Raw genomic sequence first — 23,467 nt, forward strand, 5'->3', positions numbered from 1 at the left:
TGGCCTTGACATTGCAACTTCCAGGTGATTCTCTGCATCTAGTTATCGGGTTGCCGATATTGTCTAACCCCAATGAAGGTTGCTTTTGTGAAGAGTATTTCGGGGACTGCCACATCGAAGAAGGGTGTAAAAACCGAAACGTCAACTTTGTTAGGTTGGATCAAAGGACGTTTTCCCCTTAAAATCGGGATTGGCAAGACTACAGCGCCCAATATCTCTGAAGCTTTGCGCCAGCAACGCAAAAGTGACCGCACGGCAATCTATCTTGAAAAAGCAGGCAATACCGAAAATGACGATATCTTTGGTGCGGTTATGGATGCGTTTAATGATGACTCGATCAAGCCCTTCGCAGTCATTGAACCTGACCCTATCGAAGTGCCAGTTGAACCGAAACCTATCCCTAGCGAATTTGTTCTATTTAAACGCAAGCCAGTACGTTCAAAAGGGTAGCTAAAAAATACGAAAACTCGTGAAATAAAGCGAGTCTATCTGGCTATTGTAATCATATTTTAATAATTCTTCATTCAGTGCTAGGCGCAGAATTTCTGTGGCGGCGTCGCGTTTTGGTACCGTATCAAGATCGTCTTCTTTAAATTCGCTAAGATGTCCCAGAATAACCGACCGGAACGCAGGCTCCATATCGGTCATCTCAAGTAAGAAATTATCACCTTCGATATATTTGGCCAGCTTTGCGCAGGCAATTTCAACCGACACCATCTTTTTGCTATTCTTCAAATTCGTCGTAAAAGCCAGTACGAAGGAAAAATATTGATACTCATCGGGCATCATATTTTCGGCTGAGGCATTGTCAGTTGGTATATTGTCACTTGTTGCGTTATCAGCGTCTGCACCTTTCAAATCATCGCCAAGAAGTTCGGCACCCCTCAAAGCGGCGCTGACACTCATGCCGGATTGCTTGCGCAATTCATACGCTTTGCTGATATCGACAGCTGACGGAGATGAATCCGTGAACAAAATGTGGCTACCAATGAATAACACGGCAATGATCATAGCAGGCCCGCCAATAAGCGCAGACATCAACAAGAGCGTCTTGCGCTTTGCTTTTTTCTCGGCAGCTTTTATCTTTTCTTTTTCGGCCTCGTCTTCTTCATCATCGAGGTCGTCAAAATCGTCTGCATCATTCATGAACGTGTGATCCGGCACTTATCAAAATATGTTAATTATGGCCCGATGCCGTGGTGACATCGGTCTTTGCTTATACACCTTTACGGCAGAATTCAGCTTTTTCGTAGGGTAGGTAAAGAAGATACCGAACGCTATGGCTTCACATCAAAAATAGCATCGCATAATTCGTCGAACCATGGCCATGATTTAACAACCCTATCATTGCTGATAAGATAAATATGCCGGTCAAAAATAGGCGCATCTTCAAGCTTGAACAGCTGCCCGCTATCACAATGTGGTTTGGCTAGCTCAACAGGCAAATAAGCCGATCCACCATTTTCCAGTAGATAGTCGCAAGCCCAAACAGATGAACCGATCGAAATGCGGGCTGTTCCGGCGTCACTATAGGCCAATGTATGCTGGCGGGCGAAATTTTCACCCCCATCAACATAAAGGTAATTGGAGTCAAACCGAATAGGACTGTCCTTGCGGGTCGAAAATAAGGCCAGCTTTGTAGTGGCTATTTGACGGCTGGTAAAACTTTCATGCCGCCGAGGTTGAAAGCTTAGCGCCATATCGATGATCCCAGTATCAAGCCATTCATTCATATCACGGGTTTGCCCTGGCCACGCTGCTAGTGCCGTTTGTGGCTGTGTATTGCGAATATGGTCAAACAGACGATGCCCCCAGTAAGGCCAAATATCGGGAATACATCCGATACTACAAATCTGATTAACAGACCCAGGCAAAGCGGTCTCGCTTCGTGCCTTTTGCCATAGGTCAAGCATGGCTTCGGCGTAGCGTTTGAATTTCAACCCTGCCAGTGTCATGGCCGCACCCGACTTTTGGCGGTGTATCAAAGTCTGCCCAAGATTCTGTTCCAAAGCATTAAGACGTGTGGTGACAGTTGATTGCGTAACATGCAGGCGTTCGGACGCGCGGATAAGGCTGCCTGTATCGACGATCGCCACAAAGGTTTTAAGCGTAACAATGTTCATTATTGCCTCATCTAAGATCAGATAATATGTTCGAATAAATCAAACTTAATAATCAGAATAATTCGTTTAACAAATATTGTTTATTTTGTCATTGTCTCATTGGAAATGGATACATTCCTGACAGATAGGTGGCTGGAAATGACGAATGTAGTTGATTATAAAATGCTGGTTGATGGGGTGTGGATTGGCGCGTCAGATGATAAAACTTTTGACAGCATCAACCCAGCAACCGGCCAAGTATGGGCGCGCGTCCCAGAGGCAACGGCGGCAGATGTTGATATCGCTGTGCGGGCGGCTGACCGGGCGTTTCATGATGGACCTTGGGCCAAGATGAGTCCAACTGAACGAGGCCATTGTTTGCGCCGGCTTGCCGAATTGCTGGCTGGTCATTCCGAACAGCTTGGTCATACCGAAGCGGTTGATACAGGCAAGATGCTCAAGGAAACGCGATGGCAGGCAAAATATATTGCTGAATTCTTTCATTTCTACGCGGGCTGTGCTGACAAGATACATGGCGACACTTTGCCGATCGACAAGCCTGATCTGTTTGTCTTTACCGATCGTGAACCGCTGGGCGTTATCGCGGCTGTTGTGCCTTGGAATTCACAACTGTTCCTGAGCGCTGTGAAGATTGGTCCGGCGCTGGCGGCTGGAAACACGGTCGTTATGAAAGCTTCCGAACATGCCTCGGCAGCAATGCTGGAATTTGGCAAGCTTATTAAAGAGGCCGGTATTCCCGATGGGGTGGTTAATATCATAACTGGTCATGGCGACCCGTGTGGCAAGGCGCTTACATCGCATCCGCTGGTGGCACGTATATCCTTTACCGGCGGGCCTATTGCCGCGCGTCATGTATTACATAATTCAGCCGAAAATTTTGCCGAAGTATCGCTGGAACTTGGTGGAAAATCTCCAATCATCGTATTTGATGATGCAAATATTGAAAGTGCGGTAAATGGCGCCGTCGCGGGTATATTTGGCGCTGCAGGTCAAAGTTGTGTGGCTGGATCACGTCTTTATCTGCATGAAGATATTGCCGATGAATTTCTTGCACGAATGAAAACCGCTGCCGAAAGCATCCTGATTGGTGATCCCCTTGCCGAAGAAACGCAGATGGGGCCGCTTTGTACGGTTGGTCAGCGCGATGTGATTGAACGCGAAGTTGCGCATGCGGTCAGTGAAGGTGGCCATATTTTATCTGGGGGAAAACGCCCAGATGGTCTTGATGGCATCTATTTTGAGCCAACGATTATTGAATGTCCGCGTCAGGATCTGCGCATTGTTGATACCGAACTTTTTGGTCCGGTTGTCAGTGTTCTGCGGTTCCGCGACGAAGCTGAGGTTTTAGCGCTGGCTAATGATACTAAGCATGGTTTGGCGGCTGGTATTTTTACGCGCGATAGTGCGCGCTCTATCCGCATGGCAAAGGCTGTGCGTGCAGGCATCGTTTGGGTCAATACGTATCGCGCGGTATCGCCAATCGCCGAATTTGGAGGTGTCAAAGGATCTGGCTATGGCCGCGAAAGCGGATTTCAGGCGGTCTATGATTATACCAGACCAAAGACAATCTGGATGAACACTTCAGACGAACCGCTAGGTGCGGTTTTTGTATCCCGTTGATGAAAAGGAATAGAATATGAAATTCCAACTTGCTGTAAATCTTGAGCGTCTTGATGATTCAATCGATATGGATGCGGTTCAACGCCATACCTTGGAAATGGTGCAGATGGCCGAACAGGGTGGTTTTGATCTTGTATGGTCTGCCGAACATCATGCGCTGGAGATGACAATAGCGCCCAACCCGTTCCAGATACTGACATGGTGGGCAGGGCATACGGATCGTATCCGCCTGGGCACAGCCGTGGCCACAGCCCCTTATTGGCATCCAATCAATCTGGCTGGCGAGGCGGCCTTTACCGATCTGATTTCGGGAGGTCGTCTTGAATTTGGTATTGGATCCGGCGCCTATCAGCGTGAATTTGACCGTATGCGCCCCGGTTTGAAGCAGTCAGATGCATGGCAATATATGCATGAGATGTTGCCTGCCGTAAAAGCGCTCTGGCAAGGCGATTATGCACATGATGGTGAATTCTGGTCATTTCCGACATCGACCTCGGTGCCAAAGCCAGTCCAGCATCCGCATCCGCCTATCTGGGTCGCAGCACGTGCGCCGATCACCTATGACTATGCGGTCAAGCATGGCTATAACATCATGTCATGGCCGCTAACGCGTCCATTTTCCGAAGCCGAGTTATATAAGGGACGGCTTGATGAGGCGATGGCGGCCAATCCGGATGCACAACGCCCAACATTTGCGATGATGCGCCATAGCGCGGTCTATGCCAAAGCCGAAGACTGGACTAAGCCAGTGCAAGCATTGCAAAGAACACTTGGACAATTTGAAAATCTGTTCAAGAATCTGGGTGATGTGGTGAATGGATTTCCAAAGCAGATACCGCTTGATGAACTGGAAAACCGTGATGAGTATAATGCCGATATGCTGCGCGAGAATTTGATGTTTGGTACGCCAGAAGAAGTCATCAACAAGCTAAAGCGATATGAAGCTTTGGGTGTTGATGCCTTCATTTACTATGCAAGCATGAATTTAGACATGGCGTCACAAAAGCAATCGCTAAAGCTGTTCTGCGACGAAGTCATACCTGCCTTTTCGTAAATCATGCCAATTTAAAGCGTCAGCAAGGGGAAGCATATGCCTGTTTCGGGTAATGGTACGGTCTTTGACCTTTATGAGTCTAGTAATCGTGGGTCTGATAACAGGCCGGTTATTACCCTTGTGCATGGGCTGGGATTGACGCGGGCGACATGGGCTGGCCATATCCCACATCTGGCTGAACATTATCGGGTTCTGAACTATGATCTCTATGGGCATGGCGACTCGGCTCCGCCACCACGACGTCCGGATTTGAGCCTGTTTGCAGAACAGCTTGCCGAACTGATGGATGAGTTAGAAATAGCGCAATCTGCTGTGGTTGGCTTTTCACTAGGCGGCATGATTAACCGCCGTTTTGCGATGGATTATCCTGGCCGCGCTTGGGCACTGGCTATTTTGAACTCACCACATGAACGCGGGGCCGAAGCCCAGAAACTTGTTGAAGAACGGGCGGCAAAGTCGGATGAAGGTGGTCCCGGCGCCACACTTGATACCACTATCGAACGGTGGTTCACGCCTGATTTCATCGAAAAAAATGATGATGTAATTTCCCGGATCCGTAGTTGGGTGCTTGCAAATGATCCCAAAGTCTATGCGCAATGCCGTCAGGTGCTGGCGCATGGCGTTCTGGAACTGATACGCCCCGTAGTGTCAATTGATGTGCCATCACTGGTTATGACATGTATGTATGATAGTGGAAGTACCCCGGCCATGTCGCATGCGATTGCCAGTGAAATTGAAAATGCAGATACGATCATAGTGCCCGATCTTCAACATATGGGGCTGGTTGAAAAGCCGATGCTCTTTGCGGCACCGGTTCGTAATTTTCTTGATACGCATAATATGAATAATTCTGGCTGAATGCCATTGGCTGTTGAAAGGTAAGTTTCTTATGAAAAAAATGTCTGGCGGTCAGGCCGCGGTTGAGTCACTCAAGGTCGAAAATGTGTCACATGTTTTCGGTTTGATTGGCTCGGCAACAATGGAAATGTTTGATGCGCTTTATGATGCTGATACGATCAATTTCATCGGCATACATGATGAACGCACTGGCACGCATATGGCAGATGGTTTTGCCCGTGCATCGGGCAAGCCGGGGGTTGTGCTGGCGGGGCAGAATGGCCCTGGTGCTACCAATCTGGTAACGGGACTGGCGCAGGCGTCGGCAGCTTTTTCGCCGGTTATTTCGATCGCAGGGGCGCTGTCATCAGGGCATGTCTATCGCGATGCGTTTCAGGAGGTTGATCAACAGGCGCTATTTACGCCGGTGACGAAAAAAACCTGGACTGTGACCCAAACGGCGCGGGTGCCCGAAATGTTTCGCGAGGCATTTCGTGTGGCTATGGCACCACGTCGGGGGCCGGTGCAAATCAATCTACCGCGTGATATTTTGGCAGAAACGATTGATTTTCCAGCCTTTCAATCGCCCGATACCTATCGTGAACACAGCATGCCTGCCGCCCCGCAAAATGTGATTGAAAACGCGGCCAAGATGTTACGTGACGCCAAAGCACCTGTCATTGTCATTGGTGGTGGCATCAAAAATAGCGGTGGTCAGGCTGACGCTCTGGCTCTTGCCGAAGCCTTGAACGCACCTATCATAATGGCACCAGGTCATGGTGATGCGATTCCCTTTGGCCATCCGCTAAATGCTGGCCAGATGGGGCCAAGGGGCAATCTGGTCGCGTCACGTCTGGCGCGAGAAGCTGATGTCATTCTGGCACTTGGTACGCGTCTTGGCTTTAATTCGACCTTCTATTCATATGATAATATAAACGCCGGTGCGGCGATTATTCAGGTTGAATTGGAAGCTACCGCCATTGGCCGTTATTTCCCGATTGCGCTTGGTATCTGGGCCGAGGTACGCGAGACCGCAAAGCAACTGACCAAAGCGGTTGCAACCTTGCAGGGACGTGCCGAAGTTGATGCCTGGACCGCACAGTTTAAAACGGATCGTGCCGCTTATCTGGCCAAGCGCGATGCTGATGCAGCTTCAGATGTTTTCCCGATCCAGCCATCTGGTTTGTTCAAAGAACTTCGTGGTGTCCTGCCACATGATGCGGCCATTACAATGGATGCAGGCACATTATGTCTGCAAGCAACCGATGCACTGAATTACTGGCAACCACCAAGCCTGTTCACGCCGCTTGATTTCGGGCTTGTTGGATTTTCGCATGCTTGTGGTCTTGGCGTAAAGCTTGCCTGTCCTGATCGTCCTGTTGTCAGCATGATGGGTGATGGCGGTTTTGGAATGACAATTTCCGAGCTAAGTACGGCTGTTCAGCATGGCATTAACACCGTCACAATTGTAATGAATAATCAATGCTGGGGCGCGGAAAAAGCCTATCAGCGAGATTTCTTTGGCGAGAGATATATTGGCGCTGATGTGCATAGCCCGCCTTTTGACAAGGTTGCCGAGCTTTATGGTGCAGCTGGCTTCAAGGCTGAACGAATAGGCGATGTTGGGGATGTGGTAAAAGCCGCTTTGGACGCCAATAAACCGGCGGTGGTTGAGATTGCGGTTGATCCCAAAGCCTTGTTCAGCTTCCGCCGCGACAGTTTCAAACATCGGGGAGGGTGAATTTATGACTGATAATGACGTGTTATTTCCGCATACCGAGGCACATAAAGCCAAAGGTGACTGGAATCCCATCTGGGATAAATTAGCTGAACTGGATGCTGAATTTCTCGAGGCATATCTGGCCTTTCGCAGTGTGCCGCATCGCGAGGGTCCGCTACCCCAGAAATACAAAGAACTGATCATGATTGCGATCAATGCGGCCACAACGCATCTATATGCCCCCGGTGTTCGCCGGCATATGCAGAATGCGCTAAAGGCGGGTGCCACGCAGGACGAAATCTTCGAAACGATTCAGCTGACCACAGTGATGGGCATTCATGCCTGTAACCTTGCGGTGCCAATTCTGATCGAAGAAGTCGAAGCCATGAATAAAGCCAATAATGACAGCTAACCTGTCGGCAGTCTGTTATAGCTACTTATCAAGAGGCGGAAAGCGGGTTTTGGCCGCGGCCACCGTCCAGTCCATATGATTGCGGACATATTCTTGTGCTGCATCGCGAGGTGGGTTGTAATCCCATGCTGTCAGGTCGCCATGTTGCATCGCATTATAGACTGACTGCCGCTGTTTCTGTTTGGCAATGACATCGGTGCGGATAGCGGCGCTGTTCCAACGTGCGACTACCTCGGCGGCAAAGTTATCTGCAATCGTCTGATATGTGGGGTCATCTGCAAGATTGGTCATTTCGGCAGGATCATTGGTGATATTATATAGCTGTGCTGGATCGCCGTCGCAGTGGATATATTTATAGTCGCCACGACGTATCATGAATACAGGATGGCCCGTCATTTCGGCGCAATATTCACCTATAGCATCGCCGTTATCTTCACCAGTGCCTGTGGCCATTGGCCATAGTGAACGCCCATCAATTGGTTGCCCCAATTCAGGCTTGTCATGGCCTGTCTGCGCGGCAATATCGATCATAGTGGGCAGTATATCGACCAATGAACAAGGGCTAGTAACCGTCCCTTTGGCTACATTAGGCCCAGCCATCACCAATGGCACCCGTCCCGAATGTTCAAAGAAGTTCATTTTGTACCATAGGCCACGTTCACCAAGCATATCACCATGATCAGCGGTGATGAAAATGATCGTATTATCAAGTTGACCGGTTTCATCGAGGGTGCGGACAATGTCGCCAACCTTGCTGTCAAAATAGGATGTGTTGGCATAATAGGCGTGTCGCGCGTTACGGATTTCATCCTCGGTTACGGCAACGGTACTGGCCTCAATTCCATCCATAAGGCGTTGTGAAAACGCATCCTGTTGATCGCGTGTCAATGTATAGGCTGGCATATCTATATCTGCCTGATCATAAAGATCCCACCATTCTGGTCGCGCAACATAGGGATCATGTGGGTGAATGAAGCTGGCAACCATGCAGAAAGGTTGGGTTTTTTCACAGGCATACTCCATTAATTTGCGCTTGGCAAAAAAGCACACTTCTTCGTCATACTCGATCTGAAAGGTGGTTGCGGCAACGCCAGCTTCGCGCACCGAATCCATATTATGATACCATTTATCAATTCGTTCATCAGGCAGTTCCCAGTCGGGTGTCCACGCGAAATCTGACGGATAGACATCTGTTGTGATCCGTTCTTCAAAGCCGTGAAGCTGATCGGGGCCAATAAAATGCATCTTCCCTGACAAGCATGTTCGATAGCCCATCGACCGAAGATAATGTGCAAAAGTGGGAATGGATGACGGAAACTCACTGGCATTGTCATAGGCGGCAATGCGGGTCACCAGTTGACCTGACATAAAGCTAAATCGAGAGGGCGCGCATAAAGGGGCATTGCAATAAGCCGCATCAAAGCGCATGCCTCGTTTGGCTAATGCATCTATATGCGGCGTTTTCACAAGCGGATGCCCATAGGCACTGGTGAATTGGGGCGCGAGCTGGTCAGCCATGATCAGCATAATATTTGGTACAGCAGATACGTTATTTTGTGTCATTTTAACCCTTGTGATGCCAATGCGCATGATGGTTTGAAGCGGATCTATCTAATACTGGGAAGTAAAAAGCAGATAGGTCAAATATTTTCTGTTATGCGGCTATCCAAATCGTGATGCTGTGCCGAAGGCATACTATGCTAGCCTGCTGATCTGAACCCGATCAGCCAATGACTCAAAAATCAAAGTAGCGGGGTGTGATGATTATGTTTGAAATTGATGCCAGCAAGATGCGCTGTTTTGGCAATGGCGCTGGGCATGACGTTCTGGCGGCTTATCATGATATTGAATGGGGCGTGCCTGTTCATGATGATCGGTTGTTGTTTGAAATGCTGACCCTTGAGGGGGCGCAAGCTGGCCTGAATTGGGAAATTGTTCTGAAAAAGCGGGCTGGTTACAAAGCCGCGTTTCATGATTTTGACCTACACAAGGTTATCGCCATGACCGATGCCGAACTTGAGGCATTACGTGGCAATAAAGACATTATCCGCAACCGTCTGAAAATCTATTCCGTGCGCAAGAACGCTATTGTCATGGCCAAAATTCAAAGCGAGTATGGCAGTTTTGCAAGCTATCTATGGCAGTTCGTTGATGGCAAGCCGATCAAAAACAGTTTTGCTTCGCTTGATGATATGCCTGCTACCACCCCACTCAGCGATACCATCTCAAAGGATCTGAAAAAACGCGGGATGAGCTTTGTTGGCTCAACCATTATCTATGCTTTCATTCAGGGGGTTGGTCTTGTTGATGACCATATGACAACATGCTGGCGCTACCATGGATCACGATAAACCGCGAGAATATGCAGTTATCATATGCCGTAAGTCTTGCGGCGCATATAATCTGTGGCCAATGTCCGGTTGCCAAGCGCTTTTAATGTTGCGCTGTCGATCGGTTTACGCATTGTGACGTTAACGCTGGTACCCATTGTATTACAGATTTCCCGGAACATAAGTGAATAGCCAAGCGTCAGGCTGATCCGACGGGCTATCTGGAATAAAATTGAGGTGCGCCCATCAAAATAAAACGGCACAGTGGTGGTGTTTTTCTGTTCAGCCAGCCTGGCGGCAAAGGTTTTCCACTCAATATCATACGCAATGCCAAATAGGCGTGGTGCCAGCGAGATAGCCCCTGCTGGGAAAATGATAATCGCGCCATCATTTTTAAGATGCGCCATAGCATCTTTCCTGACCCGTAGATTGTTGGCCAGTGCAGCTTCGGTCTCATCAAAATCGATTGGCAGGATTTTATCATTAATAGCGGGTGCCTGTCTGAGAACACGGTGTGTGATAATCTTATAATCATCTCGCACTTCCGCCATCAAGGCGCAAAGAACAAGACCGTCAATGACGCCATATGGATGATTTGATACGGCGACTACACGGCCGGTTTTGGGTATGTGGGCAAATTGTTCGTGCTGAAGATTAATATCAATATCGAGCCGATCCAGTGCATCTGACCAGAATTGTGATGGGTGCAGATTTTCGCTGACATAATCAAAATATAGCTGGCTGATTTTTGGCTGACCGGTGGCACGTTCCAACGACCGGATGATTTTGTTTGAAAATGATCCCATTTCGGCATCGGCAAAAGAAAACACTGGATGTTCTTCTGCTACCGCTATATTGCTGTGCCTATTCATAGATCATCCATAAATGTCTCTTAAAACTCTGTCAAAATAATAATAAAATATTACAGAATGGTGACATATCTATATATAATTTTTGATACTGCACGATATATTTGTAAGACTTATACTGATGTTTAAACTTGTCTTTAATAAGAAAAATTTACTCTATATCAAATAGTTATATTTTAGTGAAGTGTATTTTTAAGGCTCTATTTATTTCTTAGAAAATATCAAAAACTAGACATCTTTGAAATCCATGTATATAGATATATAAGGTATCGATGATATAAGAAAACTGTCTGGTGGATTTCGAGTTAACTGAAATTCAGGAAACAACCGACAAACTCATCACTGAATTTTGTTTGACGTATCATGTTGATGAGACGGTGTTTCGTAAAGAGGTTGCAGATAAATCTGCCAGCCATGACACACATAGTCACGAATGTGTTACCCAAACCACCTTAAAAGCTACTTGGAATGTTATAGGGGTTAGAGCTAAGAGCTTTGAATTTGCCATTTTAGCGGGATCTAAAATGGCTGAAGCACCCCCGATCCCATTTAGTTTTATGAAAAATTACGCCCCTGACCTGCTTAGTGTGTTTCGGCGTGCCCCATATTTCAAAGCATATCTTCCTGCGGCGGAAATTAAATGCCATGAAACGGCTGATACTTTATCTCTTTATATTAAAGTGCAAGACCCAGGCCATGGTTCATGCTTGCAGATAGCATCTTATTTTACCTTTCTGATCAGGATGGCACGGGTACAAACATCAGAAGCGTTTATTGTTAAAAAACTAGAATTAGACCGGCAATATACAGACTGTCACCAGCTCTCAGACTTTATGGGCTGTGACATAGACTACAGTGGCATAAATTCAATTCATATTTCTAAATCTGAAGCAATTGAGCCTTTTCTAGGAGCCGATGTGGTTATGTGGATGGAGGCAGAAAATGAACTCAGGCGGCGTTCATTTGGCGTTGGAAAATCTGCTCTTTACCAAGAAGTATATAATGTCCTGATGGAAACGCTACCGATGGGTAATGGTAAGTTTGATACAGTCATAGAACGGATGGAGATCAGCAAAAGAACATTACAGCGTCGTCTCAAAAAGGATGGAATTAGTTTCCGCGAAATTCTTGATGAAACACGGTTCTGGCTGGCCACAGAATTTATGAAACAGGGCGATATATCTAAAACTGAAATAGCCTATCGGTTGGGATATAGTGATCCCAACTCGTTTTATCGTGTTTATAAAGCATGGAAAAAGTCGCGTTTTGCTGTCGACCAAACATGAATGTCTGTCCATTCCAACCATTGCAAAAGCTGATCACATTTGCCCAAACCATCAAATTTTGGTCAATTTAGCATTTTAAGATGCTGGATCATGGTTGTTTTGAAATTGATGCAAAATAGTCCTAAATAAGTTTAGTTTTTACTAAAGTACTGAAAAGTATATAATTATTTGTATAAATAGCAAATATCTATCAGTATTGTTGCGAAAATCAGAAAACTGTTTTAATTCATATAAGTTATTGTTAAATAAATATAAAAAACCAATTGCGACCAAGCGTTAGTTAACAAGACGGTTAATTATTGAAGTGTATTAGATTTGATGAATACTGTAAATTTCGTGAACAATGCTGGTTTGGCAAAGTTTGCGCGATCATAATTTAAAAGTGATCAATCTGTTAACGGAGGTTTAAAATGAAGATTATGTCGGGTACTTCAAAGGCGATCTTGGCTGCTGCCACTGTTGCCCTTTTCCCTACAATTGCATTCGCTGCTGACGCAAATCTAGCCAGTGATGACTATGTCGGAATTTCGTTCTGGCTAATTTCAATGGCACTTGTTGCCGCAACAGCATTCTTCTTCTTGGAGACACAGCGTGTTTCTGCAAAGTGGAAGACATCACTGACAGTGTCTGGTCTGGTAACTTTGGTTGCTGCCGTTCACTATTTCTACATGCGTGACGTATGGATCAGTACAGGCGATACACCAACGGTATATCGTTACATTGACTGGCTTATCACAGTGCCGCTTCTCATGGTTGAGTTCTACTTGATCCTGCGGGCGATCACAAATGTATCAGGTGGCGTTTTCTGGCGTCTGATGATTGGTACGCTTGTCATGCTTGTTGGCGGTTATGCCGGCGAAGTCGGTTATATGGGCGCATGGCTTGGTTTCATCATTGGTATGGCCGGTTGGGCGTACATTCTGTATGAAATCTTTGTTGGTGAAGCCAGCCGGATTTCGGCAGAGCAGGCTCCTGAGTCTGTTAAGTCAGCCTTTTCAACAATGCGTTGGATTGTGACTATTGGTTGGGCGATTTACCCGATCGGTTACTTCTACGGTTACTTAGGTACAGGCGATCCAGCTTCTGCTGCTGCATCACTTAACGTTATCTATAACTTGGCCGACGTTCTGAACAAGATTGCGTTTGGCGTAATCATCTGGAACGTTGCTGTTACAGAGAGCGAAGCATCCAAGTAATATATTATGAGGCGGTCTCCGGATCGCCTCATATTCTTTCCGCTGGTGAATATAAACATACAGGGGTAAGCACATGACTAATCTTTCGGTAAAACATAGTTCGATATTCCGGAACGTTACACCTCGTGCAGATGCCGAGGGGGCTAACTCTCAAAGACTTCATGAATTTATTGTAAATAGGTTGCCTAAAGACGGGACCCCGCTTGCTGATGCTGCACGCCATCATTTTGCCAAACCAGGTAAAATGTTGCGGGCAAAGATGGCACTCAGCGCGGCAAAGCTTTTGAAAATTGATCAAGCGGCAGCTTTACATTGGTCAACCTCTATTGAAGTTCTGCATAACGCATCTTTGATCCATGATGATATTTGCGACGGTGATAAAATGCGTCGTGGCCGTGTGGCTGTATGGGCAAAATACGGTCGTGACGTGGCTTTGACTTTGGGTGACTGGCTAATTGCGCTGTCATTCGAGCTGGCAGCCGAGGCGGCGCAACGCGCCAACACACCAATGCTGGTGAAAATTCTGGCCAAACATATGGCAACCACCACAGCTGGCGAGGCGGCTGAATTTTCAATTCAGTCCAGCTATAGCTGGGATCATTATCTGCGGATTGCTGGCGACAAGACGGCGCCGCTTCTCACTGCGCCGCTGGAAGGTATTGCTGCCATGGCCCTACATGGCGACGCAGCAGGGGCCATTGGTTCATATTTCCGTCATCTTGGTGAGGCGTATCAGATCGCCAACGATATCCTGAATTTCCGTGCTGGTGACGGGGCGGCTGATTGTGGGTCGGATTTGGCGCGACGCGCGCCCAATGCGGTTATTGTACTCTATCGTGAGCGCATGGAAGGCGGCGAAGCTCTGGCCTTTGACAAATGGTGCAAGGCAGGTAGCAATGATGGTCTTGCTTTTTGGCTTCAAAAAATAATGGCATCTGACGCCTTGACTCAAAGTGCTGGCCGTATGCAGGGCATTCTCGACGAGTCAATACGTTGTGCAACAGAAATGCCTGTTGAACTGCAAACCGCCATAGCACCGGTACAAAATCTGCTTGAGGCAATATGTCTTCAATCAGTTGCTGGACTTGACCGCTAGGCATCGCCTAAGATTGATTGTAATGTTAATGATAGGTGTTTTATGACGTCACAAATGCCGGTAACGCCTTTGGATAGTGATCCAGGGGCGGGTGAGCATATTCTGGTGATTGGTGCTGGTTTTGGTGGAATTGCGTCAGCCTTGCGCATGCGGGCCAAAGGCTTTGAGGTAACGCTGGTTGATAGATTGTCAGCTATTGGTGGCCGTGCCCAGGTTTTTGAGCGTGGCGGTTTCAGGCATGATGCTGGCCCAACCGTTATTACAGCGCCATTCCTGTTTGACGAGCTATTTGAATTGTTCGGTGAAAAGCGCGAAGACCATCTGGATTTCAGGCCGCTTGACCCATGGTACCGCTTTTATTTTCATGGGGGCAGGCAGTTCGATTACCGCCCCTCGATCGAAGATACAAATGATGAGATTCGTAAATTCTCGGCAGATGATGTCAAAGGCTATGCGGCGCTTCTCAAAACATCGAAAGCTATTTTTGATATTGGTTTTGAAAAACTTGCCGACAGACCTTTTACAAAATTATGGACAATGCTGGCGCAGATTCCCAGCCTGTTAAAACTTAAAAGCTACCATTCGGTGGCTGGGATAGTGAACAGCCATATCAAGCATCCGTTATTGCGTCAGGCGTTTTCAATACATCCGCTTCTGGTTGGCGGCAATCCTTTCACAACCACATCGATTTACAGCCTTATTCATTATCTTGAACGGCGCTGGGGCGTGTTTTTCTGTATGGGCGGCACAGGCCGTCTTGTGGCGGCCTTGCATGATCTTTTGATCCGCGTTGGCGTCAAAGTTGAATTGAATGTCGATATTGCCGAAATCACGATGCAGGGTGACCGCGCAACTGGTGCCATTGCCGAAGATGGCCGCAAATTTAGCGCTGACAGAGTCATCTGTAATGGTGATCCACCAACTATCTATAGCCAGATGTTGCCAGCTGATAAGCATCGTAAAAAGCGGTTATTTCCCGATCGTCTGACGCATTATTCGATGGGGCTTTATGTGTTGTTCTTTGGCACCCGAACGCAATATCCCGATATTGCGCATCATACAATATGGATGGGGCCTCGCTACAAGGAACTTCTGGCCGATATTTTTGATAAAAAAATTCTGGCTGATGATTTTTCCCTTTATCTGCACCGACCAACAGCCACCGATGCAAGTTTTGCCCCGGATGGCTGTGATAGTTTCTATGTATTATGTCCGGTGCCAAATCTGCGTGGTAATATTGACTGGGATACCAAAGGGCCTGAATTGCGTGATCGCATCGTCACCGCCTTGAGTGCCACGATCATGCCTGATCTGGAAACATCTATAAGTGATGAATTCTGGATGACGCCAGAAGATTTCAAAAAAGATTACAGATCAATGCATGGCGCGGGATTTTCGATTGCCCCTATTTTTGTACAATCAGCCTGGTTCCGCTATCATAATCGTGACCCGCATATTCCCAACCTGTATTTTGCGGCTGCTGGGGCGCATCCAGGGGCGGGCATGCCAGGTGTTCTGTGCTCGGCAAAGGTTGTCGAGACATTGATCGATGATGATGTGCGATCGCAAAGGTAAGTTGCATGAGTATTTCGCAAAAGAACACGCATATTAATGAAGACTTATCACCCGAAATGTCGCTTGCCCGTAACGGCAAAAGCTTCAACTGGGCAAAGCATTTTCTTGGCGATGAAATGGGCAGAGATGCGGCAAAATTATATAGTTTTTGCCGTTTGCTTGATGACATGGCCGATGGTGATATTCCAAATGGCAACACAAGACTTGTAGCTATCCGAGGTGGTTTGAAAAACCATCAACCAACGGCAGACCGGACGATGACAGAGTTTTATCCCTTCATGCAGGAAAAGAATATCGACAGGGATGTGGTGCTGGCACTGATTGATGGTTTGCTTCAGGATCAGAATGTTGTTGCGCATGAAAATGAAGATGAATTGTTACGTTATTCCTATCGTGTTGCGGGCACTGTTGGCTTGATGATGTGCAAGGTTCTGAATTGCCATAATCCGGCGGCTCTTGCGCATGCCATTGATCTTGGTATCGCCATGCAACTCACCAATATTGCCCGTGATGTGCTTGAAGACGCGATGATGGGGCGGCGCTATCTACCTGCATCATGGGTGGACAACATCACGGCTGATGAGATTTTAGCCGCAATGCGGTCTGCGGATACGGCCAGAATAGAACTTGTTGCTGCGGGTATTGACCGCTTATTGGCACTGGCTGAAATCTATTACGAAAGTGGCCGCCTTGGTCTGGCCTATTTACCGGTGCGTGCGCATATCTCAATCGCCGTAGCATTGCAGGTATATCGGCAGATTGGTGTGCAGTTGAAAAATCGGGGTACGCCGTGGCAAAATGGACGTCAACATACAAATATCCTGACCAAATTCATCTGTACATCGCAGGCTATGCAAAGTCTGCTATCGCGCCCCGCTAAAAGGCAGGCGCATAATAAAGCCCTTCATCATGCTTTGGCTGGATTGCCCCATGTTAGCTGAGGCCAGATCATCATCCACGTCCGGCACGCCTGATAATGCGCTGGCCAAAACGCATATAGCCATTATCGGTGCCGGTTGCGCCAGCCTGTCACTTGCCGCCTTGGCCAATGAACTACCGCGGACACAGCTTCATATCATCGAACCGTCATATCCGGCACATGCCGATCACGTCTGGGGATTCTGGGCGATGGACTGGCTGGATCGGGTGCGCCCACTGGTGCGTAAAAGCTGGCATAAATGGATGATTGTGACCGAACAATCACATAACGTCATGCACGCGGTACAACATCCCTATCAGGCGATAAGCCGGCATCAATGGCTGGCGCAATGCCGTGACCAGGCTGTTCAGCATGGGGTGACGTTTCATGACAGTTTGGATGCGGCGCGTCTGGAGGCGGCCGCCGATATATTTGATAGCCGACCACCAAAAGTGCCAGATGGAGTCATGCTACAGCATTTTGCTGGGTTTGAGGTGCGCGCCCCGGCAGGCAGTTTTGATGAAAGCACGGCGATATTGATGGATTTCCGCTGTGATCAATCCCATGGGATGCACTTCATCTATTGTCTGCCGTTTTCGGATCGTGATGCGCTTGTTGAATCAACCATGTTCTCGCCGCAACAGGCACCGCAGCCTTTTTATGAAAAGGCGATAGCTGACTGGCTGACTGAGGTTGCCAAAATCTCTAATTTTGACATTACACGTCGTGAAGCAGGTGTTATTCCGCTTGGGTTTTTTGCACGCCATGACCCTGATTTGCGGGGAATTGGGGCTAATGCGGGGGCAATCCGACCATCCAGCGGCTATGCTTTTGGCTTTATCCTGAAACAGATACATCATGCGCTTGCCAGAGTGAAAGAGGGAAAACCACTAGTCTTTATCACGCCGCACCGGATGATTGATCTGTGGATGGATCGTATCTTTTTGTCGGTGTTGCGTTATCAACCCCAAATAGCACCTAAAATATTTAGCGCGATGGCCAGCCGTTTGAGTGGTGATGAATTTGCTATGTTCCTGAGTGGTGAGGCAACGATGGGGCTTCGGTTAAAAGTGATTTTGGCGATGCCGATATGGCCATTTTTGCGCGCATTGTTCCGACCAGAGCCGGATGCGTCATGATTGTTGAAACGCTCACATCTTTTCTGGATGCAACCAGCCTCGGCTGGGCAAGCCTATTGGGGCTTGCGGCGATCATTTTTGTTGGTTTGCCACATGGTGCTTTTGATGGTGCTGTGGCCATGGCGCTTGGCTGGGCAGGAAAGCCATGGATGATGCTGGCCTTTATTATGGGCTATGTGACAATGGCTGCCCTGGTGGTTATCTTCTGGCTGGCATTTCCAGATCTGGCCTTGCTTGCATTTCTGGGCATCAGCCTTGTCCATTTCGGACTGGGTGACGCGATAGGCGGTACAGCTACAGAGCAAGCGATACAGACAATCGCCCATGGCGGCATGGTGATAGTGGGTATCAGCCTGTTCCATAAAGCCGAAGTTGATATCATCTATAGCTATCTGACAGGCGGTGATACCACGATTATCTGGGTATGTGTTGAACAGGCACCCTTTGTCATTGGTCTGGCCTTATGTATTTACCTCGCTATGGCCATTGCGCGTCCCGCTTTGCGCCCGCGGTTGTTTGAGATCGCCTGTCTGGGATTTATCTTTTATATGTTGCCGCCTTTGGCAGGGTTTGCTTTCTATTTCTGCATGGTACATACGCCGCGCCATTTGTTCCGCATCTGGCGTCAGCTAAGTCGCCAGAATTTTAGCCCCAGATCAATGCTGATCATGGCTGCGGGGTTTAGCTGTGCAAGCTGGCTGGCTGGCGGCATCGCGCTGTGGATGTCTCCGCCATCGATGTCTGCTGATGCTCATCTGTTGCGTGTTGTCTTTATTGGCTTGGCGGCATTAACCGTACCTCATATGATTCTGGTAGATGGTCTGTTCCGGCGTCATCACGCACCCATACAAGGGACGACGGATACAATGCCGATAACTGACATCCCTTTCAAAAGTGATAGCGGCCAAGATAACAAACCCCAAGATAACAAGCCCCAAGGACATAATAATGCGTGATCAGACACAACCGATAGCCAATACATCTGACCGCAAAGATACGCATCTTGATCTGGCCATGTCGCCACGGGCACAGGCCGGCGTCAGCAACAGCATGGACAGGTTGCGCCTTACCCATTGTGCAATGCCTGAATGTGATCTGGATGCGATTGACATATCAACGCAATTTCTTGGCTATGATCTTTCGGCGCCGCTTTTCATTGGTGCCATGACAGGCGGCACGAAGCGCGCGGATAGAATTAATGCCGCCCTAGCCGAAACAGCGCAGTCGTGTTCGGTGGCGCTGGCTGTGGGCTCACAGCGCGCAGGGCTGGAAAATGGATCATCGCTCCGGCATTTACGGACGTTAGCACCGGATATCCCGATCATCGGTAATCTGGGCGCGGTACAGCTTGCTGGCAAGGGGGGGCTGGATCTGGCAAAGGCCGCGATTGACGATTTACAGGCAGATGCCATTGCGATTCATCTAAACCCGCTTCAAGAAGCTGTTCAACCTGAAGGTGACCGTGACTGGTGTGGTGTTGCGGCTGCGATCGAGCAGGCGGTAACCGACCTAACGGTGCCTGTAATTGTAAAGGAAGTGGGGGCGGGCATTGGCGCGTCCTTGGCGCACCGCCTGTTTGAAATGGGTGTCATGGCGGTTGATGTTGCCGGTCTTGGCGGCACCAACTGGACGCGGATCGAGGCGGCGCGCATCACTGATGATGACGCTGCTCTTTTTGCACCGTTTCTTGATTGGGGTTTGCCGACACTTGAATGTCTTATTGATGTGTGCAACCGCTGTCCGCATCACCAGATTATTGCGTCAGGTGGCATTCGTCATGGTCTGGATGTTGCCAAGGCGCTGTGGGTTGGTGCGTCAATGGTGTCGATGGCGGGGCCGATGCTCAAAATGCTGATCGATATGTCGGATGATGAAGTGGCGATCGAGACATTATCACCAGATACGCTTTCACAGGCATTGATGGACTGGCAAAAACAGCTTGCCCTCGCCTTGTTTCTGACCGGTTCGGCTGATATTGCCAGTTTGCGTCAGGCTGAAGCCGAATTGATATAGCTATGTCCGGCATGCCCTAGCTAGGCAAAAAGGGCATTCGAGATGATGTCGGCTGACTCGGATAGCAACCTGTATTTGTCGCGGGCATCCTGTTCCGAAAAACGTTGCTTGGGGCCATGCACCGCAAGGGCAGCATAAAAACGGCCTTTAGGGTCGCGTACAGGTACCGCAATGGCAACCATGTCGTCATGGAACTCCTCACGGTCAATCGCATAGCCATTATGGTTGATCTGTTTTAATTCGGCGTTCAGGGAATCAACGGTGGCATGTGTCTGCTGGGTAAAGATTTCCATCTTTAAGCCAGCAATCAGAGCCTGACGTATTTTTGGCTTTAGGTTTGATAGATATACTTTGCCGCTTGCCGTGCAGTGAAAAGGTACATGTGTGCCAATAGGCAAAAGAATGCGAAATGGCCAGTTTGTTTCCACGCGGTCGATATAACGCATACCATCACGTTCCGGCATGACAAAGTTGACCGTTTCACCAACTTCATGCGCGATCTTAAGAAGCACCTGATGTCGCGTTACCTGATTTGCCGATAGGCCAACCAATCCGGAGGTCAGTTTCAAAAGCCGGGTTCCGGTTTGAAGTCGGCGCCCTATTTTTTCCAGATAGCCCTCCGCCACCATCGTTTGACATAGTCGATGCGTGGTTTGTTTTGGCCAGCCAAGATGGTCGGTGATTTCAGTTGGCGTCATGGGTTTGCCAACCTCGGCAAGCACTTCCATGATTCGTAACGTGCGAAGATTGGGCGCGACCTTGTCAGTCGTTTCTGTATCTGGTGACGTTAGGCTATTCATATTCATGCTATCCCGTCTGATCTCAAAAATTAGCTGATTCTATGCTTTTTTGTTGCGCAGGTGAATATTCAATTCACCTATGACACAGATGGATGCAAAAATTTAGCTTGAATCCACCGCCATTATATGGTGAGATTTTCTTCAATATACAAGAAAAGGGACTAAAAGTCTCAAAAAGTGATTAAATATGGTTTTTTCAGTAGATGTGGTGTTTCTGAAAAAATTCTCAAGTGTCTTTTGGGAGGAGATTACTTGAAATTTGACTATATAATTATTGGCGCCGGATCTGCTGGATGTGCTCTGGCGAACCGTTTATCTGCAGATGGTCGAAGCCAAGTGGCGCTTCTCGAAGCGGGCGGGCGTGACCTGAATCCATGGATTCATATTCCTGTGGGTTATTTCAAAACCATGGGTAATTCGTCAACCGACTGGTGCTATAACGCTGAAGCTGATGCTGGTTTGAACGGGCGCGCTATTCCATGGCCGCGTGGCAAGGTGCTAGGTGGTAGCTCTTCGATTAATGGTTTATTATATGTGCGGGGTCAGCCAGATGATTTCAATCACTGGCAACAGCTTGGTAATAAAGGCTGGGGGTGGAAAGATGTGCTGCCCCTATTCAAACGTGCCGAGCATTGGGAAGGTGCCGAAGCGCCGGAACGTGGCAAAAATGGCCCCTTGAACGTGTCTGAAAATAAAGTCGATCGCGACATTGTAACCGCCTGGGTCGATTCGGCGGTTGCGGCTGGCTATAAGCGCACGCTTGATTATAATGGCGAAGATCAGGAAGGCGTCGGCTATTTCCAGATGACGATGAAGAATGGTCAGCGCTGTAGCAGTGCGGTTGCCTATTTGAAGCCAGCACGCCGCCGCAAGAATTTACATATCATTACGCATGCACATGCTGAAAAGCTATTATTTAAGGGCAAAAGCTGTGTTGGGGTTCAGGCACGCATCAATGGTATCTCGCAAGATGTGTATGCAGGTCGTGAAGTGATATTATCTGCGGGTGCGATCGGGTCGCCACAGCTATTGATGGTGTCGGGTATTGGCGCGGCTTCGGAACTAGCCGCACATGGTATTGAGGTCAAAAATGATCTGCCAGGTGTCGGCAAAAATATGCAGGACCATTTACAAGCACGTCCGATTTTCAAAACCACAGCTAGTACGATAAATCTTGAAATTAATAATATTTTTAAGCGTATGCGTATTGCCTTAATCTATGCTGCATCGCGCTCGGGCCCAATGGCGATGGCTGTCAGCCTTGGAACAGGCTTTTTGAAAAGTGACCCGGCGCTTGACCGTCCGGATATCCAGTTTCATATCCAGCCCTTTAGCGCAGACAGCCCGTCAAAAGGGCCACACGCCTTTTCAGCCTTCACGGCTTCGGTTTTGCAGCTTCGTCCGGAGAGCACAGGCACCCTGTCATTGAGGTCGGCATCAATGCATGACGATCCAGTGATCAGGCCAAATTATCTGGCAACCCAGACTGATTGTGACACGATTGTCCGCGGCATTCAGATTGCGCGGAGCCTATGCGATTACGAACCCATTAAATCGCTGATCACCGAAGAATATGCGCCAGGCAAGAATATTGGCCGCGATGACACCGATGGCATTTTGAATTGGGCACGTGATACCGCGACAACGATTTATCATCCTACGGGCACCTGTAAAATGGGACAGGATAATATGGCGGTGGTTGACGAACGTCTGCGCGTGCATGGCATTCAGGGGTTGCGCGTCGCTGATGCGTCGATCATGCCATTTATCACATCGGGAAATACTAATGCACCGGTCATCATGATCGGTGAAAAAGCATCAGATATGATTATGGAGGATGCGGCATGAATTGGGCCATGATCGCTGATATTTTACAGATTATTTTTGCGGATATCATTTTGTCAGGCGATAACGCTTTGGTGATTGGCATGGCGGCAGCGGGTCTTGCGCCTGAATTGCGTCGCCGTGCGATTTTCATCGGCATGATGATGGCGGCGGGCTTGCGTATTGTGTTTGCCGTACTTGCCAGTTACCTGCTTGCCTTTGAAGGTATATTGCTGATTGGCGGCTTGTTGCTGGCGTGGGTATGCTGGCGGTTTTACAATGATTTGCGCGAATTCAACAGCACACCCGAAGCGGTTGATGGTGAAACTGAGTCAACTGGTGACAAACAGGGTTCATCCTTTGCGCGGGCTTTATTTACCATTCTTGTGGCTGATGTGTCGATGTCGATTGACAATGTTGTCGCGGTGGCGGCGATTGCGCGCGACAATACGATGCTTTTGGTTTTTGGGTTGGCGCTGGCAATCACCTTCATGGCCTTGTTCGCGTCTCTGATCATGCGCGTGATGTTGCGTTTTCGCTGGCTGTCATATATGGGCCTATTCTTTTTGGTCTATTTGACCGCCATGATGCTTTATGACGGTGTTAACGAACTGAACCTTCTGGCTGTATTTTTATAGGGGAATGGCCAGATAG

The 23,467-nt window shown here is 48.3% G+C and carries 22 protein-coding genes; 17 read left to right on the forward strand and 5 right to left on the reverse strand.

The genetic code is table 11. The annotated features are described in order from the left end of the window. Positions 1–87: 87 nt before the first annotated feature. The gene (locus SAR116_RS10840; protein ID WP_148212295.1) at positions 88–450 is read left to right on the forward strand and encodes a hypothetical protein; all 363 of its coding nucleotides are present in this window, start codon (positions 88–90) and stop codon (positions 448–450) included. Here SAR116_RS10840 and SAR116_RS10845 read toward each other — a convergent pair whose 3' ends face one another. Then, positions 451–1,146 carry a flagellar basal body-associated FliL family protein gene (locus SAR116_RS10845; protein ID WP_013046985.1) on the reverse strand — a complete coding sequence of 232 codons (696 nt, stop codon included), beginning with the start codon at positions 1,144–1,146 and terminating at the stop codon, positions 451–453. It lies immediately after the preceding gene. A gap of 131 nt (positions 1,147–1,277) precedes the next feature. Next, positions 1,278–2,123: a LysR family transcriptional regulator gene (locus SAR116_RS10850; protein WP_013046986.1), complete on the reverse strand. Its 846-nt coding sequence runs from the start codon at positions 2,121–2,123 to the stop codon at positions 1,278–1,280. 138 nt (positions 2,124–2,261) lie between these two features. Between SAR116_RS10850 and SAR116_RS10855 the strand changes: the two genes are divergently transcribed. Genes SAR116_RS10855 through SAR116_RS10875 form a run of 5 tightly spaced genes read left to right on the forward strand, consistent with a single transcriptional unit; the run spans position 2,262 to position 7,766 of the window. Then, positions 2,262–3,743 carry an aldehyde dehydrogenase gene (locus tag SAR116_RS10855; protein ID WP_013046987.1) on the forward strand — a complete coding sequence of 494 codons (1,482 nt, stop codon included), beginning with the start codon at positions 2,262–2,264 and terminating at the stop codon, positions 3,741–3,743. 16 nt (positions 3,744–3,759) lie between these two features. Beyond that, positions 3,760–4,797, forward strand: a complete 1,038-nt coding sequence (locus SAR116_RS10860; protein ID WP_013046988.1) for an LLM class flavin-dependent oxidoreductase — start codon at positions 3,760–3,762, stop codon at positions 4,795–4,797. Positions 4,798–4,833: 36 nt separating this feature from the next. Then, entirely contained in the window at positions 4,834–5,655 is an 822-nt protein-coding gene (locus tag SAR116_RS10865; RefSeq protein ID WP_013046989.1) for an alpha/beta fold hydrolase, read from the forward strand. Positions 5,656–5,686: 31 nt separating this feature from the next. Continuing rightward, complete coding sequence (locus SAR116_RS10870) at positions 5,687–7,375, forward strand: thiamine pyrophosphate-binding protein (protein ID WP_013046990.1); 1,689 nt, start codon at positions 5,687–5,689, stop codon at positions 7,373–7,375. A 4-nt stretch (positions 7,376–7,379) separates the two neighbouring features. Continuing rightward, positions 7,380–7,766 (forward strand): carboxymuconolactone decarboxylase family protein, encoded by a 387-nt coding sequence (locus SAR116_RS10875; protein WP_013046991.1) that lies wholly within the window; start codon positions 7,380–7,382, stop codon positions 7,764–7,766. 21 nt (positions 7,767–7,787) lie between these two features. On the opposite strand, the gene betC is transcribed toward SAR116_RS10875, so the two are convergent. Then, a complete protein-coding gene (gene betC / locus SAR116_RS10880; protein ID WP_013046992.1) occupies positions 7,788–9,329 on the reverse strand; it encodes a choline-sulfatase in 1,542 nt (513 codons plus the stop codon). A 203-nt stretch (positions 9,330–9,532) separates the two neighbouring features. Between betC and SAR116_RS10885 the strand changes: the two genes are divergently transcribed. Further along, complete coding sequence (locus tag SAR116_RS10885) at positions 9,533–10,117, forward strand: DNA-3-methyladenine glycosylase I (protein WP_013046993.1); 585 nt, start codon at positions 9,533–9,535, stop codon at positions 10,115–10,117. 20 nt (positions 10,118–10,137) lie between these two features. Here SAR116_RS10885 and SAR116_RS10890 read toward each other — a convergent pair whose 3' ends face one another. Next, complete coding sequence (locus SAR116_RS10890; protein WP_013046994.1) at positions 10,138–10,968, reverse strand: lysophospholipid acyltransferase family protein; 831 nt, start codon at positions 10,966–10,968, stop codon at positions 10,138–10,140. A gap of 290 nt (positions 10,969–11,258) precedes the next feature. On the opposite strand from SAR116_RS10890, the gene SAR116_RS13355 reads away from it, so the two are divergent. The 8 genes from SAR116_RS13355 (at position 11,259) to fni (ending at position 20,189) form a co-directional block, all read left to right on the forward strand. Continuing rightward, the gene (locus tag SAR116_RS13355; protein WP_013046995.1) at positions 11,259–12,251 is read left to right on the forward strand and encodes a helix-turn-helix domain-containing protein; all 993 of its coding nucleotides are present in this window, start codon (positions 11,259–11,261) and stop codon (positions 12,249–12,251) included. A gap of 410 nt (positions 12,252–12,661) precedes the next feature. Beyond that, positions 12,662–13,447, forward strand: coding sequence for a bacteriorhodopsin-like (locus tag SAR116_RS10900; protein ID WP_013046996.1), 786 nt, complete (start codon positions 12,662–12,664; stop codon positions 13,445–13,447). 73 nt (positions 13,448–13,520) lie between these two features. Then, positions 13,521–14,543, forward strand: coding sequence for a polyprenyl synthetase family protein (locus SAR116_RS10905; protein ID WP_013046997.1), 1,023 nt, complete (start codon positions 13,521–13,523; stop codon positions 14,541–14,543). Positions 14,544–14,585: 42 nt separating this feature from the next. After that, on the forward strand, positions 14,586–16,118 hold the full coding sequence (gene crtI, locus SAR116_RS10910; RefSeq protein ID WP_013046998.1) for a phytoene desaturase family protein: 1,533 nt from the start codon (positions 14,586–14,588) through the stop codon (positions 16,116–16,118). Between the two features lie 5 nt (positions 16,119–16,123). After that, positions 16,124–17,059 carry a phytoene/squalene synthase family protein gene (locus SAR116_RS10915; protein ID WP_013046999.1) on the forward strand — a complete coding sequence of 312 codons (936 nt, stop codon included), beginning with the start codon at positions 16,124–16,126 and terminating at the stop codon, positions 17,057–17,059. After that, entirely contained in the window at positions 17,049–18,176 is a 1,128-nt protein-coding gene (locus SAR116_RS10920) for a lycopene cyclase family protein (RefSeq protein ID WP_049757538.1), read from the forward strand. The genes SAR116_RS10915 and SAR116_RS10920 overlap by 11 nt, the downstream gene beginning before the upstream one ends. Further along, positions 18,128–19,132: a Brp/Blh family beta-carotene 15,15'-dioxygenase gene (locus SAR116_RS10925; RefSeq protein WP_013047001.1), complete on the forward strand. Its 1,005-nt coding sequence runs from the start codon at positions 18,128–18,130 to the stop codon at positions 19,130–19,132. The genes SAR116_RS10920 and SAR116_RS10925 overlap by 49 nt, the downstream gene beginning before the upstream one ends. Continuing rightward, positions 19,125–20,189 (forward strand): type 2 isopentenyl-diphosphate Delta-isomerase, encoded by a 1,065-nt coding sequence (gene fni, locus SAR116_RS10930; RefSeq protein WP_013047002.1) that lies wholly within the window; start codon positions 19,125–19,127, stop codon positions 20,187–20,189. Before SAR116_RS10925 ends, fni begins: the two co-directional genes overlap by 8 nt. Before the next feature lie 20 nt (positions 20,190–20,209). On the opposite strand, the gene SAR116_RS10935 is transcribed toward fni, so the two are convergent. Then, positions 20,210–20,989, reverse strand: a complete 780-nt coding sequence (locus SAR116_RS10935) for an IclR family transcriptional regulator (RefSeq protein ID WP_041861444.1) — start codon at positions 20,987–20,989, stop codon at positions 20,210–20,212. Positions 20,990–21,241: 252 nt separating this feature from the next. Between SAR116_RS10935 and SAR116_RS10940 the strand changes: the two genes are divergently transcribed. Together SAR116_RS10940 and SAR116_RS10945 are read left to right on the forward strand one after the other, a co-directional pair. Further along, a complete protein-coding gene (locus SAR116_RS10940) occupies positions 21,242–22,837 on the forward strand; it encodes a GMC family oxidoreductase (protein ID WP_013047004.1) in 1,596 nt (531 codons plus the stop codon). Further along, the gene (locus SAR116_RS10945) at positions 22,834–23,451 is read left to right on the forward strand and encodes a YjbE family putative metal transport protein (RefSeq protein ID WP_013047005.1); all 618 of its coding nucleotides are present in this window, start codon (positions 22,834–22,836) and stop codon (positions 23,449–23,451) included. The genes SAR116_RS10940 and SAR116_RS10945 overlap by 4 nt, the downstream gene beginning before the upstream one ends. Positions 23,452–23,467 lie beyond the last annotated feature (16 nt).

Source organism: Candidatus Puniceispirillum marinum IMCC1322, assembly GCF_000024465.1.
Taxonomy (GTDB): domain Bacteria; phylum Pseudomonadota; class Alphaproteobacteria; order Puniceispirillales; family Puniceispirillaceae; genus Puniceispirillum; species Puniceispirillum marinum.